The following is a 17,080-nucleotide window of genomic DNA, read 5'->3' as shown; positions in this document are numbered from 1 at the left end:
GAAACGGCTTGGCTCGTTCCCGTGGAATGGAGCCTTACCTGTGCGGCGCAGAGATTACCCAGCGAACATACCCATAGATGTAGGATTAATCTGAACAAGAGGTGGCGATAGGCAATACGAAGACCCGGAAATACCAGCTTGATAGGGCAACCGTACACAGAGTCACCTATAAGCAGCAGTTTGCAACTGCCGAAAACACCAAAGGGAAGCCGTGCCTCCCTTTGATGATTACAACTGAACAGTCGGTTTTAAGGCCTTACGATTGTCATGCCATCGCAGTATGTTTCCGGGTTGGAGAATGCGGTGTACTTCTGAGCCAACTCACTGTTACCCGTTTCTCCAGAGTCTACGACCGTGCTGTAGGTGACTTCACAAGGTCCAAACACAGACTGTTTAAGGAACGTACCGTAAGGGATTTCAACGATAAAGCCATTGTCCACATCCTCCTGGATCAACGATGGATGGATAAAGTCCTCCACGAATGGACCCGGTGGAAAACCAAACGCATCGCTGTAAAGAGTAAAGGTTACCGTCACACTATTACCGACCACCAAGCGTGGGTCTGCTGGAATGAAAAGCTCGGCATATAACGTCGGCGGCGCCCCAGGGCCGCGGCTTTTCAGGGAGTCGCAGCTCCACTCATCGTTCGCATCAGGGTTCAGGAACTCAGCCTCTCGCAGTATCACTGTCACGGCACCGATCACGTCGACCATCGTCACGTCAGACGGGTTTTCATTCGTGGTGCCGGGGCCAGTGACAACGTAGCTGACAGGCTGCATGCCATTACCGTGTCGAGCCACTACGTCCCACGGGATGGAGAACTCCGCCTCATCTCCGGGTACCAGCGTGCTGAGGGGGAAAGGCCCCACTCGTTCTTTTGTGACCCCCCAGAACAGGAAGAACATGTTGTCCGCATGGGGAGCCGCTGCAACGGTCCAGAGTGGAATCACAATCCTGACAGGCAGATCCGCATCACCGATGCGCAGCGTGTTCAACTCGGGGGCGGGGCCTGTACCATACACCTGTGCCAGTTGCAGTGCAGGGTTCACATCGCCAGGTTCCAGGGTGCCCGGTAGGACCGGACCTTCCACCGACAAATCAAGTTGCACCGTTTTTTCGGGAGAGTTGAAAAACATGCCATTTCGGTCGATACGGTAGCGCAACGTCACAGGCTGCGGACCCATCGTCGCGGTATATGCCGCCTTGATCATATCGTTGATATTACCGATGATAACGTCAAACCTATCAAGCTCAGGCGTTTGCGGGCCAAATGGCTGGTTCTCCAATTGCAGTTCGAACTTGTCCTGACCTATGGCGTGATTAGCGTATTCTTCAATATGAACCACAATGCCTTGCTTGTAGTCCGCGATATTGAGTAGATCGTCGGTGCTGCCGTTACGAGGTGCCGGCGCCAATGGCACGTAGACCTCTAGCGGAACAGGATCGTCCAGCAATGAAACCATACGAAAATCATTCGAGGAGGGCGCACTGACGTTACCTGCCCGATCACGGATGGTATAGACAAGATAATTCAAGCCGGTTACCAGTATCTGGGCGCGGGGCAAGAAGAAAGTGCCCCCTGTTGCCAACATCGGTATACCAGCCGGATCACTCACCAAATTCTCGGGGCGCGGGTCCATTGCCGGGCCGAAGTAAACAAAAAAAACGTCCCCTGGTTCAAATTGCCCCGGCTGTGCGGAATAAGTGTTGGCAGGAATGCTAAATTCCAGGCCACCTTCGTTTAACAGGAACGCATCGTCGATCACTGTACCTGGTGGCGCGTTGACGAAGACCGGAACAGTTGGCGGTTCGCGTGATGACTCTACGGCATAGGGCGCAATGGTATCGACTCGAAACGCGCCAGGGTTGGAGGTGTCGATGGCATTGCCCGGTACACCAGCTTGATTGCGGTATTGAGTGTTTCTGAGTTCATAAAAGCCATGCCTGAACTGGGGTCGCGGCGCAGGAACAAATAGATTGATGATGGGGGGAATCGGGGGAGTGATGGTCGTTAATTGATAGGGCCTTACAAAGGGGATCCACAGGGAGGGGATGTCTGCAGGATTACGAATTTCGACGCTCATCCAATCAGTAATCCTCGATGCTGTCCCCGTACTTAACTGTAGGTTGATACCAACACTTGCAACTGCCGCCGGAATAAGGCCATCTGCACCGATTCCTTCAACGATTGTGGGCGCATCAAGAACCAAAGGCTCAGATGTGATTTTTTTACTCATTTCAGTCTCTCCTTGGTGGTGTAAACAGGCACTCTCTCTCCCGCCGAATGTTTTTCCGGCGAAGCACACTCACTTAGAAAGCGGCCATCAGGCCTTCACCGAACCATTCGATGCGGCCCAACATTCATGCGGTGAGATAATCGCGCTCAGGGCTCGGGGCCATTACCGTCAATCCAGCAGTAAACAGGGTTTGGCAATGGCGGCGACTGAGGCACCACACGATCGAACTGCACATATCTGGATGCTGAGCGGCCAATGATGGTCCCCCCTCTGGACACCATGTAACTCGCCTGCCCGCCAGCGTTTTTTTTCAATGGCCGGATCAGGCGTTCGACATCACGGAGCCAGAAGTTGTAGCCCGATGCATCCGCTACCCCGTCCCAGAAATGCGCCAGCGTTTCCACAATATTGGGGTCCGGATTGACATCAGGGTATTGGGCGTATCCTTGAAATCTCAGCGTGACCAAATCCCCATGGAGCAAGTTCGCGTCGGGGGGGATGTGCACCTCGACCCCGAACCAGATGGGCGGGAGGGTGCTGCAGGTCAAAAACCGGTTGGGATGAGACTCGGATTGAGGAAAGCTTGGGCGGGTAAACGTGACGGGGGGAAGGCTGGTTTGCAATCTAACACTCGCCACCAATGAAAACGCCGGGTTCACATTGTCGGCGCGGTCTGCCAAACGATAAAAACAGAACAGCCAGAGAGCCCCAGGGAACCGCGTGAACACTTCACTGGGCACCTCAACAAAAATGCGGCCGCTGTCACTGGCCAACGGTGGCGAAGTCAGCGTTGGCAAACCCGTTGGCAATTCATTCCTATCAGAGAAATACATAAGCACCCGGTCACCGACCTCACGCCCCCGATAGCCCAGCGGTATTTCCATGGGCACCATAGGATTGGCATCAAGGTAATCCTGGGTGATCGGATCAATGGGAAAAATAGCCGGTGCAAGCAACTCGCCAACGCCGGGCGCGTCGCGGTCAATTCTGATGGTCACAGTGCCCGAGGTATCCATGCTGGGGCTATCAGGCGTGGTGTTATGAATCCTATAGCTGAGATCAACAACAGCACTGCTCAGCAGGAACGCCTGGGGAATCTTCGCTGGCAAAGGAAAATCGCCATCCGTCAGGGGGCCCCGCAGTTCGATGGGGGGCGCATCAACAGGTAGGGCGCCGCGGACATGCCACACGAAAATCAAATACTGGGATCTCTCTACGCCGGGTAGTACCGCCCAAGGCGTAGGGAGCGAAATGCATAAGTCGCTGAAGTAAAATTCAGCGGGGATCAACCCATCCGGTAATGCCTCGTCAACTATTGGGTCGGGCAGTACAAGAGTGCCTCCAGGACCCGAAGGGCCATTCGCACTTGGCTGGCCTGAATTGGAAATGGTCATCGAAACCTCCTGTTCCACAAACACTCTTGGCGTGCGTGGCGTGCCTCTGCGCTGACCGACCTATCGCATTCAGGCTCTGTTGGAGCGATTGAACACCTTCGCTTCCCCGGTCGATACTGTCAGAACTCACAGGTACCACCGCCGTTCGTCCGGTATTTAGGGTTTAACAGCCCCATATATCCGCAAAAAATTCTTGACGAGCCTCGTAGACTAGTGTGTTCTGAAACCGGTTTCAGCGTTTTACTTAATCCAATAAAAAAGGCTATACCGTGACCTCATTTTCCGCCGCCCAGCGCAGCCGCGTGACTATGCTCGACGTGGCCCAACATGCCGGCGTGTCCAAGGCCAGCGTGTCGCGCTTTATCGGCGACGACCGCGCCCTACTCTCCGATGCCATTGCCCTGCGCATCGAGCAAGCCATCGAGCACCTCGGCTACCGCCCCAACCAGATGGCCCGTGGCCTCAAGCGTGGGCGCACGCGCCTGATCGGCATGCTGGTGGCCGATATCCGCAACCCCTATTCCATTGCCGTGATGCACGGTGTCGAAACCGCTTGCCGTCAACACGGCTACAGCCTGGTGGTATGCAACACCGACCGTGACGACGAGCAAGAACGCCAGCACTTGGCAGCGTTGCGTTCGTACAACATCGAAGGGTTGATCGTAAACACCCTCGGCCATCACCTCGACCAACTGCTGGAACTGCAGCGGGAAATGCCCCTGGTGCTGGTGGACCGCAAGGTCGAGCCGTTGCACAGCGACCTGGTCGGCCTGGACAACCCCGCAGCGGTGCGCATGGCGGTGGAACATCTGCAACAGCAGGGTTATCGCGATGTGCTGATGGTGAGCGAGGCCACCGATGGCACCAGTTCGCGCTTGGAGCGCCTGAGCAGTTTCAAGACTGAAATCGCTAGCCGCCCGGCATTGACCGGCGCTGTGTTGGAGTTGGATGAAACGCTGCAAAAACACCTGAAAACCTTTCTCGCAAAACCTGGCCCCAAGGCGCTGTTCTGCGCCAACGGTGTCGCGGCATTGGCCTGCACCCGCGCACTGAAAAACCTGGGCTGCCACCTGTTTGATGACATCGGCCTGATTGCCCTGGATGACCTGGAGTGGTATCCGCTGGTAGGCACGGGCATCACCGCCCTCGCCCAGCCCACCGAAGCCATCGGCGCCAGCGCATTTGACTGCCTGCTCAAGCGCCTGCGCGGCGATACCGAGCCGACACGCACCCTGGACTTCCTGCCCCAACTGATCATCCGAGGCTCCACAAACCCCTTGTAGGAGCCGGCTTGCCGGCGATGAGGCCCTTACATTTCAAGGACGCCATCGCCGGCAAGCCGGCTCCTACAGGTTTTGGTTTACGTATAAAAATGAAACCGGTTTCAGAGGTAAACGACAATGCATAAGTACCCCGTCTCCATCAGCCTTTCCAGTTACGGCGCCGACCTTGTCCGCCAACAGGGCCAGTTGAGTTTTGTCGCGCTGCTGACGGCCGCCGGCGCCCAACGTATCGAATGGCGTGAAGAATTGCTGACCACCGAGCAACCCCACGAGCTGGCCCAGGCTGCTGTCGAGCATGGCCTGGAGTCGGTGTTCTCATCGCCCTTGGAACTGTGGGTCGCCGGCCGCGCCCAAGCGAATGCCGAACTCGCGGCCACCCTGGATCGGGCGCAGGCGTTTGGCGCACGCTGGCTCAAGGTGTCCCTCGGTTACTTCACCGACACCAACGACCTGGAAAGCCTGCACGCCCTGCTCAACCGCCACCCGGTCCGCCTGTTGGTAGAGAACGACCAGACCCTGCACGGCGGCCGCATCGAACCCATGCAGCGCTTCTTCACCGAAGTGGAACGCCTGGGCCTGCCGGTGAAGATGACCTTCGACATCGGCAACTGGCAATGGCAAGACCAATCCGCTCTAACCGCCGCACGCCTGCTGGGCCGGCATGTGGATTACCTGCACTGCAAGGCGGTCGCGCGGCGTGCCGACGGCAAGCTGGTCGCCCTGCCGCCTGGCGCCACCGACCTGCATCTGTGGGAACAACTGCTCAAGCACATGACTCCAGGTATTAGCCGGGCCGTGGAATTCCCGCTGCAAGGCGATGACCTGGTCGCGGTCACCGCGCAGCAGGTCGCCACTCTCGCCCTGCTGGGCCAACCTCGTGCGGAGCATGCGCATGTCTGAGATCGATATCCTCTCGTTTGGTGAAACCATGGCGATGTTTGTCGCCGAACAGACCGGCGACTTGGCCCAGGTGGCTCAGTTCCATAAACGGATTGCGGGTGCCGACAGCAATGTCGCCATCGGCCTGTCGCGCCTGGGTTTCAACGTCGCCTGGCTGAGCCGAGTGGGCAATGATTCGCTCGGGCGCTTTGTGGTCGACACCTTGACCCAGGAGGGCCTGGATTGCCGACATGTGGCGGTCGATCCGGCACACCCCACCGGTTTTCAATTCAAGTCTCGTGAAGAAGCGGGCGATGATCCCCAGGTTGAGTACTTCCGCAAGGGTTCGGCGGCCAGTCAGTTGTCTATCGCCGCCATCAGCCCTGCCCTGCTGCAAGCTCGCCATCTGCATGCCACCGGCATTCCGCCCGCATTGTCCGAGGCGACGCGCGAGTTGTCCGTCGAGCTGATGACGCAGATGCGCAAGGCCGGGCGCAGCGTGTCGTTCGACCCCAACCTGCGCCCCTCGCTGTGGGCCAACCCACAAACGATGATCCGCGAAATCAACGCCCTCGCCGGCCTGGCCGATTGGGTCCTGCCGGGCCTGGGCGAAGGTCGCTTGCTCACCGGCTTCGATGACCCGGCCGACATCGCCGCGTTTTACCTCGACCAGGGCGCCGAAGCCGTGGCGATCAAGCTTGGCCCCGACGGCGCTTACTACCGCACCCACATGGACCAGGGCTTTGTCGCCGCGGTGCGCGTGGACAACGTGGTGGACACGGTCGGCGCCGGTGACGGTTTTGCCGTGGGCATGATCAGCGCCCTGCTGGAGAACCTCAGCTTCCGCGAGGCGGTACAGCGCGGCAACTGGATCGGCAGCCGCGCCGTGCAGAGCCGTGGCGACATGGAAGGCCTGCCCACCCGTTCAGAGTTACCCAGTCGATCCGTTGCCTAACCCATTACCTGTTGCCACAACTACAACAAGCTCAGGAGCAACCCCATGGACACCGTGAAACTCGCCACCCGCCGTTGGTGGTACATCATGCCCATCGTTTTTATCACCTACAGCCTGGCGTATCTGGACCGCGCCAACTACGGCTTCGCCGCTGCCTCCGGGATGGCCGAAGACCTGATGATCACCCCCGGCATGTCGTCATTGCTGGGGGCGCTGTTTTTCCTTGGTTACTTTTTCTTTCAGGTGCCGGGGGCGATCTACGCGCAGAAACGCAGTGTCAAGAAGCTGATCTTCGTCAGCCTGATCCTGTGGGGCGGCCTCGCCACCCTCACCGGCGTGGTGTCCAACGCCTACATGCTGATCGTGATTCGCTTCATGCTCGGCGTGGTCGAAGCCGCCGTGATGCCGGCGATGCTGGTGTACCTGTGCCACTGGTTCACGCGTGCCGAACGCTCGCGCGCCAATACCTTCCTGATCCTCGGCAACCCGGTGACCATGCTATGGATGTCGGTGGTGTCGGGCTACCTGGTGCAGCATTTCAGCTGGCGCTGGATGTTTATCATCGAAGGCCTGCCGGCCGTGCTTTGGGCGTTTATCTGGTGGAAGCTGGCCGATGAGCGTCCAAAGGATGCCAAGTGGCTGAGCGACGCTGAGAAACAGGACTTGGAAACCGCGCTGGCCGCCGAGCAAGTCGGGATCAAGGCGGTGAAGAACTACGCCGAGGCGTTCCGTTCGCCCAAAGTGATCATCCTGGCCCTGCAATTCTTCTGCTGGAGCATTGGCGTGTACGGCTTTGTGCTGTGGCTGCCGTCGATCCTCAAGCAAGGCTTGCAGATGGACATGGTCGAGGCCGGCTGGTTGTCGGCGCTGCCCTACCTGGCCGCAGTGATTGGCATGCTGGTGGTGTCGTGGGGCTCGGACAAGCTGCAAAAGCGCAAGCGTTTCGTATGGCCGCCGCTGCTGATTGCCTCGATTGCTTTCTACGCGTCCTACGTACTCGGCGCCGAACACTTCTGGTGGTCCTACACCTTGCTGGTGATTGCCGGGGCCTGCATGTACGCGCCCTACGGCCCGTTTTTCGCGATTGTCCCGGAGATCCTGCCGGCCAATGTCGCCGGGGGCGCCATGGCGCTGATCAACAGCATGGGGGCTCTGGGTTCATTCGGCGGCTCGTACCTGGTGGGCTATCTCAACAGCAGCACCGGTTCGCCCGGCGCTTCGTACCTGCTGATGAGCGGCGCGTTGCTGCTGTCGGTGGTACTGACGATTTTCCTCAAGCCCGGCGCCAGTGACCGCACGCCGGCGCCCAATCTAGAATTGAAGGTAAAAGCCGCATGAAAAAGTCTGTCGTGTTGTACAAAAAACTCTCCGCGCCGCTGATGGCCCGCCTGCATGAACAGGCCGAGGTGACGCTGATCGAAGCCCTGGACGACACCGGCCTGGCCAAGCTGCGCGACGCCCTGCCCACGGCCCAGGGTCTGCTGGGTGCCAGCCTGCGCCTGGATGCCAAATTGCTGGACCTTGCGCCCAAACTGGAGGCCGTGGCCAGCGTGTCCGTGGGGGTCGACAACTACGACATCGACTACCTGACAGCGCGCGGTATCCTGCTCAGCAACACCCCGGACGTGCTCACCGAAACCACCGCCGACACGGGCTTTGCCTTAATCCTGGCCACCGCCCGCCGCGTGGTCGAGCTGGCCGACATGGTGCGCGCCGGTCAATGGAACAAAAACATCGGCCCGGCGCACTTTGGCACCGACGTGCATGGCAAGGCCCTGGGCATTATCGGCATGGGCCGTATCGGTGAAGCCCTGGCCCAGCGCGGGCACTTTGGTTTTGGCATGCCGGTGATCTACCACAGCCATTCGCCCAAGCCGGCGGTGGAGGCCCGTTTTGGCGCGCAGTACCGCAGCTTGAATGACTTGCTGCAACAAGCCGATTTTGTCTGCCTGACCCTGCCACTCACCGCCGAAACCGAGAAGCTGATCGGCGCCGAACAATTCGCACGGATGGGCCCGGAAACGATCTTCATCAATATTTCGCGGGGCAAGGTGGTGGACGAAGCTGCGCTGGTGGAGGCGCTGCAACAGCGCACCATCCGGGCGGCGGGGTTGGATGTGTTCGAGAAGGAGCCGCTGGATCACCACTCACCGTTATTGCGCCTGAACAACGTGGTGGCCACGCCGCATATCGGCTCGGCGACCCATGAGACGCGGGAAGCGATGGCCCAGTGTGCGGTGGACAATCTGTTGCAGGCGTTGGCCGGTGAACGACCGAAGAACCTGGTCAACGCCGACGCCTGGAACCGCTGATTCCTGACACACCATAAACCAATGTGGGAGCGGGCTTGCTCGCGAATGCGGTATGTCAGTCGATAGACTTCTTGACTAATCCACTGCATTCGCGAGCAAGCCCGCTCCCACATGTTGACCTCATTTCAGGTCAGATAACGAAACGCGCCACCATCCCATTCAAGTCCACCGCCAGGCGCGACAGTTCATGGCTGGCTGCGCTGGTCTGGTTGGCACCCGCCGCCGACTGGGTCGCCAGGTCGCGGATGTTGACCAGGTTGCGGTCCACTTCGCGGGACACCTGAGCCTGTTCTTCCGAAGCGCTGGCAATCACCAGGTTGCGTTCATTGATCAGGCCGATGGACTGCGTGATCTGCTCCAGCGCCACGCCGGCGGCGCGGGCCATTTCCAGGGTGGTCTGGGTGCGTTGGTTGCTCTGCTGCATCGATTGCACAGCTTCACCGGTGCCGTTCTGGATGCCGGCGACCATTTTCTCGATTTCCTGAGTCGACTGCGCGGTGCGATGGGCCAGCGCTCGCACTTCGTCGGCCACCACCGCAAAGCCACGGCCGGCTTCACCGGCACGCGCGGCTTCGATGGCGGCGTTGAGCGCCAGCAGGTTGGTTTGTTCGGCAATCGCGCGGATCACGTCCAGTACCTTGCCAATGTCGCGCCCCTGCGTGGCCAGGCCTTCGATCATTGCGGCGGTGTTTTGCACGTCCTGGGTCATGGTCTGGATCGCACCGACGGTTTCCATCACGCGGTCGCGGCCTTCGCGCGCGGCTTGGTTGGACTGCCCGGACGCTTCGGAGGTCGACACCGCGTTACGCGCCACCTCTTCTACCGCCGCCGTCATTTCATTGACCGCCGTCGCCGCCTGGTCGATTTCATTGTTCTGTTGTTGCAAGCCTTTGGAGGCTTCTTCGGTCACCGCGCTCAACTCTTCCGCTGCTGAGGCAAGCTGCGTCGCCGAGCCGGCAATGTGCTGGATGGTCTGGCGCAGATTAGCCTGCATGGTCGACAAGGCGCTGAGCAAACGCGCAGGTTCGTCCTTGCCATCGTCTTCGATCAGTTTGCTGAGGTTGCCACCGGCAATGGTTTCTGCGACTTCCACGGCCTTGCGCAGCGGCGTGACGATACTGCGGGTGAGCAGCCAGGCCAGCAATACGGTGAGCAATGCGGCGGCGACCGACACGCCGATCACACCGGTGATAGCGCCCTGGTAGCTTTGCCCGGCTTCATTGTCGGCTTGCTTGGCGTCGGCCGCGTTGATGGCGATCAGTTTGTTCAACTGCTCACCCATCTGGTCGGTACCGTCCTTGATGCGGCTGTTGATCAGGGCACGCATTTCATCGACCTTGCCCTGTTTGGACAGCGCCAGCATGTCGGCCTGGGCCTTGAAGTAGTTATCCAGGGTGGTCACGAACGTCTTGTACAACGCCGCTTCCTCTGGGCCCGCAGGCAGCGCCGCGTAGCTGGCCTGGGCACTCTTGACCTTGTCGGCGAGCACGCCCATGCGGGTTTCGGCTTCCTGCAGGCTGGCGGGTTCGCGGTTGACCAGCACCCGGAAAGACAAGATGCGCAGGCGCAGCACGTTTTCTGTGATAACGGCCAGTGACGTCACGCTGGGCAGTTGGGTCAGGCTCATCTCCACCGAAGACTGGCGGATCTGCGTCATGCGATTGACTGCGAACACCCCCAGTACAACCACTAATAACGCAATGAACGCAAAACCGAGAAACGCTCGAGGAGCAATATTCAATTGGCGGAGGGACATAAGGGGGGTGCTCTCAGAAATAGTGTTTGCGAGCGTCCCTGCTGCGAAACGATCTGTCAGCGTCAACGCGCTGCTCGGACCTTGGCCACCACTGTTGTCATTGATTTGTGGGCCTATCCTCGGTATCGGCAGGGTCAAAGGTTTCCCACAGGGCATTCATAAATATTTTTTTACACTTCTGACGATCGGCCGTTTCTGGCATCCTGCGCCTCCATTTTCTGACCCGAGCCCGTATTTTGTCTGACGCTCAAGCCCCCCGCCCGCGCTATAAATCCGACCTGATCTACGGCCTGGAAGATCGCCCGCACTTCACCGCGTCGGTTTTTGCCGCGTTGCAGCACGTGTTGGCGAGTTTCGTCGGCATCATCACCCCCACGTTGATTGTCGGCGGTGTGCTGGGCCTGGAAAGCGAAGTGCCGTACCTGGTGAGCATGGCGCTGTTTGTGTCGGGGCTCGGCACCTTTGTGCAGGCGCGCACATTCGGCCCGATCGGTTCGGGGCTGTTGTGCCTGCAGGGCACCAGTTTTTCCTTTATCAGCGTGATTCTCAGCGCGGGGTTCATGGTCAAGGCCCGGGGCGGCGGCACCGATGAGATCCTCTCGACGATCTTTGGCATCTGCTTTTTCGCGGCGTTTATCGAAGTGGTGCTCAGTCAGTTCATCGGCAAGCTGCGCAAGCTGATCACCCCGGTGGTCACCGGCACCATCATCACGTTGATGGGCTTGTCATTGATCAAGGTGGCCGTCACCGACATGGCCGGCGGCTTTGGTGCCAGCGACCTTGGCGCCGCCAGCAATATGGGCCTGGCTGCGCTGGTGCTGCTGACCATCGTGGTACTTAACCGCTTCAACAACCCGTTCCTGCGCCTGGGCTCGATTGTGATCGGCCTGACCCTGGGCTTCGTGGTGGCCTGGCTGATGGGCCGTGTCGACATGGCGGCGTTGCCCCAAGTGCCCTTGATCAGCGTGCCGGTGCCGTTCAAGTACGGTTTCTCGTTCGATTGGGTGGCGTTTATCCCGGTGGCGGTGATCTTCCTGATTTCGCCCCTGGAAGCGGCCGGTGACCTGACGGCCAACTCGATGATTTCCCAGCAGCCGGTCAAGGGCCCGCTGTATATCAAGCGCATCAAGTCCGGCCTGCTGGCCGACGGCCTCAACTCGGCAATGGCCGCGACGTTCAACAGCCTGCCGATGGTGACCTTCGCCCAGAACAACGGTGTGATCCAGTTGACCGGCGTGGCCAGCCGCTACGTGGCGTACTTTATCGCCGGGCTGCTGGTGCTGCTGGGGCTGTTCCCGATGATCGGCGCGGTGCTGCAACTGATGCCCAAGCCGGTACTGGGCGGCGCGACCTTGATCATGTTCGGCACTGTGGCCGTGGCCGGGATCAAGATCCTCGCCGAAGCCGGGCTGCACCGACGCAATGTGCTGATCGTGGCGATCTCCCTCGGCATGGGCCTGGGCGTTGCCGCCGTGCCGGAAGTACTGCGCGACCTGCCAAAGGCGCTGCATAACATCTTTGAATCGCCGATCACCGTGGGTGCGTTCTGTGCAATCCTGCTGAACATTTTCCTGCCGGAAGAGTTCATAGAACTGGAAGAAGATGAATTTGATCCGGAGTCCTCTACCCTCAAAGTGATGCAGGACCCGGACGTCACCCAATAGGAGCACTGTTTACATGCGCAAGCTCATGGTTCTATCGCTGTTGCTGCTGACCCTGAGCGCCTGCGCCCTGTTTCCCAACCGCGACCCGGTGAACATCAACGTGGTGGGCATCGAGCCCCTGCAAAGCCAGGACCTGGAAGTGCGCTTCGCCGTGAAGCTGCGGGTGCAGAACCCCAATGAAACGGCGATCGACTACAACGGCGTGGCCCTGGACCTGGAGGTCAATGGCCGGCCGTTGGCCTCTGGGGTGAGTGATCAAAGCGGATCCATCCCCCGTTTTTCCGAGACCGTGCTGATGGTGCCGGTGAGTGTTTCGGCATTTTCTGTGTTGCGTCAGACCTTGGGCCTGAGCCAGACCCAGAGCCTGAACAACCTGCCGTACGTGCTGCGGGGCAAACTCGCGGGTGGCCTGTTCGGCACCATGCGCTTTGTGGACCGTGGCACGCTGGACTTGCCGAATACCGCCACCTGGTAATTGCGCGGCTCACGTATGGCAAGCCCGCTCGCCACAGGATGGTGCTCAATCCGTCAGGTAGCGCACGCCGGGCTTGGCCCGTTCGTCCACCGTCAACTCGAACACATCTGGCCGGGCATAGTGCCCCACCACGTCATAGTCATACCGCGCGCGTACCAAGTCATCCGTATTGATTTGCGCCGTCAGCAAGCCGGTATCTCCCAGCAGCGGCCCGGCAAGAATGTCGCCCATCGGCCCGACAATCACACTGCCGCCCGCGATCAACGGGCGGTCTGAAGGCCAGTTGGCTACTTCGATGCCCAACGCCTCAGGCGAGGCCTGCACCTGGCAGGCACTCACCACAAAGCAACGCCCTTCGTGAGCCACATGACGCATGCTCACTTGCCACATCTCGCGCTCATCCACCGTCGGCGCGCACCACACCTCCACACCCTTGGCATACATCGCCGTGCGCAGCAGCGGCATCATGTTTTCCCAGCACACTGCGCCGCCGACACGGCCCACCGCGGTGTCGATCACCGGCAGGGTCGAGCCGTCGCCCTTGCCCCAGATCAGCCGTTCGGTACCGGTGGGCATCAGCTTGCGGTGCTTGGCCACCAGACCGCCCGCTGGTTCGAAATACAGCACGGTGCAATACAGGGTGCTGCCACTGCGCTCGATCACACCGAGCACCAGGCTGGCACCGGTGCGTGCGGACAGGCCGGCCAACATCTCGGTTTCCGCACCCGGTACATCGATGGCGTTGGCAAAATAACGGGCGAAGGCTTCGCGGCCTTCCGGCAGGCGATACCCCAACTGCGTGCCGAAGGCCTCACCTTTGGGATAGCCACCCAGCAACGCTTCGGGCATTACCACCAATTGCGCGCCGCTGCGCAGGATCTCGTCCTCATAACTGAGGATTTGCGCCAGGGTTTCACCCTTGCCGCCGGGCAAGGAGCCGATTTGCAGAGCTGCCACAGTAGAAATAGGCATCACGATCACTCCAGATAAGGGGGGTTGCCCATTCTCCCGCCAGCCTCGATCATGAATAAAGCCCACTTCAGTGCTGAATGATATGAGTCAAATGAATATCGCCCAGGTCGATCTCAACCTGCTGAAAACCTTTGAAGCCCTGCATGATGAGTCCAGCGCCAGCCGCGCGGCGTTACGCCTGGGCGTGACGCAATCGGCGATCAGCGCCGGTCTGCGGCGCTTGCGCGAGGTGTATGGCGATCAGTTGTTCGTGCGCACCGGGCGCGGCCTGGCGCCGACATTGCGGGCCAATCAGTTGAAGCCGGTGATCAGTGAGGCGCTGGACCGCTGCCGGCAAAGCCTGGCGTTGGTCAACCCGGATAACCAGCAGTACCAGGGTCGGTCGGTGGTGCTGGGTTTATCCGATGATTTCGAGATTGCCTATGGTCGCCGGCTGATCGTTGAAATCGCCCGGCGAGCGCCGAAGTTGCGGGTGATCTTCCGTCAGACCCACAGCCAGATTGTCGCCGGCGCCTTGCTTGAGCGCACGCTGGACCTGGCGATCACCGCTGGCGGGTTCGCACACAGTCGGTTGAGCCGCCAAGTGCTGGGGGAAGGTGATTATCGTTGCTTGGTGGATTCAGACCAGGCACGCATCAGTCTCGATGAGTTCGTCGCACGCGACCATGTCTTGGTGTCTTCAGGCGGGTTTATCGGGATTACCGACGAAGGCTTGGCCGCGCAAGGGCTGAGCCGCCACGTGTGCGCGTCGACCAGCCACTTCGCCGCACTGCCCTTTTTGCTCAAGGGCAGCCAGGCGGTGGCGACCATTCCTGGGCACGCAGCGCAGGCCATCGCTGACATGACCGGCCTGCGTGTACTGCCTTGCCCGCTGCCTCTGCCACGCTACCCGGTGGAGCTGGGCTGGAGGACCCAGGCGCAGCTTGATCCGATGTTGCTGAAAGTCCGAGAGGCGATTGTGGCGAGCTTTATTTAGCCGCTGCCATCAACTTGTTGACTTCACTGCGCACCATGTTGGAGAACTCCGGGGGCGACATGCCGTCGAGTTCCGCGCGCACCCACTCGGCCCACTTGCCCTTGCGCTTGGCGCGCTCACCGAACAAGCGTGCCGCTTCGCCCTTGGCCTTGCCGAGGTTGGTTTGCCACAGGTCATAAAGACGGGACTTTTCATCTTCCAGCTCGGCGCGTTCGGCGAGGGTCTTGTTGGCCAGATTGAAGCTCATGTTGAATTACCTGCTGCACAAATAGACGACATCTTACACTGTAGGTCGAAATTTCCTGATTCGGATTTTGCTCCAGACGCGGCGGCGGCAAAAAAACTGCAACTTTTGCCACACGCTGACACTCCATTGTTCACTGTCACATTCACTCGCAAGGAGTCACACAATGGCCCGCAAAACCGCTGCCCAAGCCGTCGAAGACCAGATCAAGGACCAAGCCTTCAGCGAACTCACCGCGCTGATCGAAGAATCGGACAAACTGCTCAAAAGCAGCGCCTCCCTGGTCGGCGAAGAAGGTGAAACCCTGCGCGAGCAGGTCGCCATCAAACTCAAGCAAGCGCTGGATTCCGTGTCCAACGTTCGTGAACGCAGCAAGCCGGTGGTAGACGCCACCGAGACCTACATCGGTGGCCACCCATGGCAGACCGTCGCGATCTCCGCAGGTTTCGGCCTGGTCGTTGGCCTGCTGCTGGGTCGCCGTAACTGATCGAACCGGGCTGCGCCAGCACTGGCGCAGCCTGTCTTATTGCTCGACCAACTTACGCAGCCCTGCCAGTTCCTGCGCATCCACTTGTATGCCCTGCTCGTCCGAACGCACCCGCGTGCGATGACGTCGATCCCCCGGTAACCGTCGCAACCCCGCCGCATGCATCTGCCGCACCAGTTCCTGGCTGCGCTCGGCAAAGCTTTGCCCGGCGGTTTTGCTCGGGTCGATCACGATCAACAGCTGGCCGGTCCAGGGCGTACGCGCGCCGGGGTGGTCTGCCCAGTTGAATTCAAAGGAAAAGTTGCCACCGGTCAATGCCGCCGCCAGCAGCTCAACCATCATCGACAACGCCGAACCTTTGTGCCCGCCAAACGGCAGCAACGCGCCACCTTCCAGAATGGCCTTGGGGTCGCGGGTCGGCTGCCCCAGGCTGTCGACGCCCATGCCCGGCGGCAGCAATTCACCTTTGCGCGCGGCGATTTGCACGTCGCCATGGGCAATGGCGCTGGTGGCCAGGTCGAACACGATGGGCATGCCGTCGGCGCGGGGTGCCGCGAAGGCGATGGGGTTAGTGCCGAACAGCGGGCGGTCGGCGCCGTGGGGCACCACGCAGGTCATGCTGTTGACGACACTCAGGGCCACCAAGCCTTCTTCGGCGAAGGGCTCGACGTCCGGCCACAGGGCCGCGAAGTGGTGGGAGTTATGAATCGCCAGCAACGCAATGCCGGCACTGCGCGCCTTCTGCACCAGCAATGGCCGCGCCGCTTCAAGCGCAGGCTGGGCGAAGCCATTGGCGGCATCCACCCGCACGAAACCCGACGCCACATCGGTGACCCTGGGCTCGGCCTTGCCATCGACCCAGCCGCTGGCCAGCGTGCTGAGGTAACCCGGAATGCGGAAAATGCCATGGCTGTGGGCACCATCGCGCTCAGCGCTGGCGCAGTTGTGCGCCAGGATCTGGGCAACCGTCGCCGACGTGCCGTGACTGACAAATATCGAGTGCAGCAACGCCACCAATTCAGCAAAGCCGATTGCAGTGACAGGGCTTTCACCAGAAAAAGACTGGGCAGGCATCTGAAGCTCCGATTTTATGATTGGAAGGGGCAAACAGCGTGAATCCAGCCCGCTGATTAAACAACGCAGCCTGCTGCCACTGTCAATCGGTGATTGCCGCGTATCAGCTATGTACCCCCTGGATCGGGCCTGTCGCACTTAGCCTGTGGGTCCTTTCTCGACGTTAAGGACGCACACCATGGCTCGGGCTACACCGCCGTATTTTTTTGATGAGTTTTTGTTGCCGGTGCGCAGGAACGAGCCATCGCCACGCGACGCGCCCTGGAAGACGATACTGGCCGCCCAACGGCAAAGTCAGGGCCAAGACGCTGGACGATACACGGCAGATCTTCATGAGCAACGAAGACAAACGCATGGACATCATCTTGGCGA

The 17,080-nt window shown here is 60.0% G+C and carries 14 protein-coding genes and 1 pseudogene; 9 read left to right on the top strand and 6 right to left on the bottom strand.

Features of this window, described 5'->3' with window-relative positions:
- Positions 1-248: 248 nt before the first annotated feature.
- Complete coding sequence (locus tag KHP07_RS17880) at positions 249-2,237, bottom strand: hypothetical protein (protein WP_214497654.1); 1,989 nt, start codon at positions 2,235-2,237, stop codon at positions 249-251.
- Positions 2,238-2,383: 146 nt separating this feature from the next.
- A complete protein-coding gene (locus tag KHP07_RS17875) occupies positions 2,384-3,631 on the bottom strand; it encodes a hypothetical protein (protein ID WP_214497653.1) in 1,248 nt (415 codons plus the stop codon).
- A 269-nt stretch (positions 3,632-3,900) separates the two neighbouring features.
- Between KHP07_RS17875 and KHP07_RS17870 the strand changes: the two are divergent.
- The 5 genes and pseudogenes from KHP07_RS17870 to KHP07_RS17850 all read left to right on the top strand — a co-directional run.
- Positions 3,901-4,931: pseudogene (locus KHP07_RS17870) on the top strand (LacI family DNA-binding transcriptional regulator); the annotation flags it as partial.
- A 100-nt stretch (positions 4,932-5,031) separates the two neighbouring features.
- Positions 5,032-5,814 carry a sugar phosphate isomerase/epimerase family protein gene (locus KHP07_RS17865; RefSeq protein ID WP_214497652.1) on the top strand — a complete coding sequence of 261 codons (783 nt, stop codon included), beginning with the start codon at positions 5,032-5,034 and terminating at the stop codon, positions 5,812-5,814.
- A complete protein-coding gene (locus KHP07_RS17860) occupies positions 5,807-6,748 on the top strand; it encodes a sugar kinase (RefSeq protein WP_099492665.1) in 942 nt (313 codons plus the stop codon). Before KHP07_RS17865 ends, KHP07_RS17860 begins: the two co-directional genes overlap by 8 nt.
- Before the next feature lie 45 nt (positions 6,749-6,793).
- Positions 6,794-8,086, top strand: coding sequence for an MFS transporter (locus KHP07_RS17855; protein ID WP_214497651.1), 1,293 nt, complete (start codon positions 6,794-6,796; stop codon positions 8,084-8,086).
- The gene (locus KHP07_RS17850; RefSeq protein WP_214497650.1) at positions 8,083-9,060 is read left to right on the top strand and encodes an NAD(P)-dependent oxidoreductase; all 978 of its coding nucleotides are present in this window, start codon (positions 8,083-8,085) and stop codon (positions 9,058-9,060) included. The genes KHP07_RS17855 and KHP07_RS17850 overlap by 4 nt, the downstream gene beginning before the upstream one ends.
- A 130-nt stretch (positions 9,061-9,190) precedes the next feature.
- On the opposite strand, the gene KHP07_RS17845 is transcribed toward KHP07_RS17850, so the two are convergent.
- Positions 9,191-10,816 (bottom strand): methyl-accepting chemotaxis protein, encoded by a 1,626-nt coding sequence (locus KHP07_RS17845; RefSeq protein WP_078048137.1) that lies wholly within the window; start codon positions 10,814-10,816, stop codon positions 9,191-9,193.
- A 236-nt stretch (positions 10,817-11,052) separates the two neighbouring features.
- Here KHP07_RS17845 and KHP07_RS17840 point away from each other — a divergent pair, with 236 nt between their 5' ends.
- Positions 11,053-12,480 carry a nucleobase:cation symporter-2 family protein gene (locus tag KHP07_RS17840; protein WP_214497649.1) on the top strand — a complete coding sequence of 476 codons (1,428 nt, stop codon included), beginning with the start codon at positions 11,053-11,055 and terminating at the stop codon, positions 12,478-12,480.
- 13 nt (positions 12,481-12,493) lie between these two features.
- Positions 12,494-12,955 (top strand): LEA/WHy family protein, encoded by a 462-nt coding sequence (locus tag KHP07_RS17835; RefSeq protein ID WP_033900377.1) that lies wholly within the window; start codon positions 12,494-12,496, stop codon positions 12,953-12,955.
- A 45-nt stretch (positions 12,956-13,000) separates the two neighbouring features.
- On the opposite strand, the gene KHP07_RS17830 is transcribed toward KHP07_RS17835, so the two are convergent.
- Positions 13,001-13,927 carry a carbon-nitrogen hydrolase family protein gene (locus KHP07_RS17830; RefSeq protein WP_078048135.1) on the bottom strand — a complete coding sequence of 309 codons (927 nt, stop codon included), beginning with the start codon at positions 13,925-13,927 and terminating at the stop codon, positions 13,001-13,003.
- 82 nt (positions 13,928-14,009) lie between these two features.
- On the opposite strand from KHP07_RS17830, the gene KHP07_RS17825 reads away from it, so the two are divergent.
- Complete coding sequence (locus KHP07_RS17825) at positions 14,010-14,903, top strand: LysR family transcriptional regulator (RefSeq protein WP_078048134.1); 894 nt, start codon at positions 14,010-14,012, stop codon at positions 14,901-14,903.
- On the opposite strand, the gene KHP07_RS17820 is transcribed toward KHP07_RS17825, so the two are convergent.
- The gene (locus tag KHP07_RS17820) at positions 14,896-15,150 is read right to left on the bottom strand and encodes a hypothetical protein (protein WP_003190904.1); all 255 of its coding nucleotides are present in this window, start codon (positions 15,148-15,150) and stop codon (positions 14,896-14,898) included. The genes KHP07_RS17825 and KHP07_RS17820 overlap by 8 nt on opposite strands.
- A gap of 163 nt (positions 15,151-15,313) precedes the next feature.
- Between KHP07_RS17820 and KHP07_RS17815 the strand changes: the two genes are divergently transcribed.
- Positions 15,314-15,634, top strand: a complete 321-nt coding sequence (locus tag KHP07_RS17815) for an ElaB/YgaM/YqjD family protein (RefSeq protein ID WP_016979401.1) — start codon at positions 15,314-15,316, stop codon at positions 15,632-15,634.
- Between the two features lie 36 nt (positions 15,635-15,670).
- Here KHP07_RS17815 and KHP07_RS17810 read toward each other — a convergent pair whose 3' ends face one another.
- A complete protein-coding gene (locus KHP07_RS17810) occupies positions 15,671-16,708 on the bottom strand; it encodes an Ldh family oxidoreductase (RefSeq protein ID WP_214497648.1) in 1,038 nt (345 codons plus the stop codon).
- Positions 16,709-17,080: the final 372 nt, after the last annotated feature.

Source organism: Pseudomonas sp. VS40 (assembly GCF_018587885.1).
In the GTDB taxonomy this organism is placed as follows: domain Bacteria; phylum Pseudomonadota; class Gammaproteobacteria; order Pseudomonadales; family Pseudomonadaceae; genus Aquipseudomonas; species Aquipseudomonas pergaminensis.
The sequence above is the reverse complement of the archived record's forward strand: the minus strand, read 5'-3'. Positions and strand labels throughout refer to the sequence as shown.

Excerpts from the sequence above, each read along its gene's own strand:
- KHP07_RS17875 (WP_214497653.1), bottom strand. The coding sequence starts at position 3,631 with ATGACCATTTCCAATTCAGGCCAGCCAAGTGCGAATGGCCCTTCGGGT.
- KHP07_RS17820 (WP_003190904.1), bottom strand. The coding sequence starts at position 15,150 with ATGAGCTTCAATCTGGCCAACAAGACCCTCGCCGAACGCGCCGAGCTG.
- KHP07_RS17835 (WP_033900377.1), top strand. The coding sequence starts at position 12,494 with ATGCGCAAGCTCATGGTTCTATCGCTGTTGCTGCTGACCCTGAGCGCC.
- KHP07_RS17865 (WP_214497652.1), top strand. The coding sequence starts at position 5,032 with ATGCATAAGTACCCCGTCTCCATCAGCCTTTCCAGTTACGGCGCCGAC.
- KHP07_RS17855 (WP_214497651.1), top strand. The coding sequence starts at position 6,794 with ATGGACACCGTGAAACTCGCCACCCGCCGTTGGTGGTACATCATGCCC.
- KHP07_RS17860 (WP_099492665.1), top strand. The coding sequence starts at position 5,807 with ATGTCTGAGATCGATATCCTCTCGTTTGGTGAAACCATGGCGATGTTT.
- KHP07_RS17830 (WP_078048135.1), bottom strand. The coding sequence starts at position 13,927 with ATGCCTATTTCTACTGTGGCAGCTCTGCAAATCGGCTCCTTGCCCGGC.
- KHP07_RS17825 (WP_078048134.1), top strand. The coding sequence starts at position 14,010 with ATGAGTCAAATGAATATCGCCCAGGTCGATCTCAACCTGCTGAAAACC.
- KHP07_RS17815 (WP_016979401.1), top strand. The coding sequence starts at position 15,314 with ATGGCCCGCAAAACCGCTGCCCAAGCCGTCGAAGACCAGATCAAGGAC.
- KHP07_RS17845 (WP_078048137.1), bottom strand. The coding sequence starts at position 10,816 with ATGTCCCTCCGCCAATTGAATATTGCTCCTCGAGCGTTTCTCGGTTTT.
- KHP07_RS17810 (WP_214497648.1), bottom strand. The coding sequence starts at position 16,708 with ATGCCTGCCCAGTCTTTTTCTGGTGAAAGCCCTGTCACTGCAATCGGC.
- KHP07_RS17850 (WP_214497650.1), top strand. The coding sequence starts at position 8,083 with ATGAAAAAGTCTGTCGTGTTGTACAAAAAACTCTCCGCGCCGCTGATG.
- KHP07_RS17880 (WP_214497654.1), bottom strand. The coding sequence starts at position 2,237 with ATGAGTAAAAAAATCACATCTGAGCCTTTGGTTCTTGATGCGCCCACA.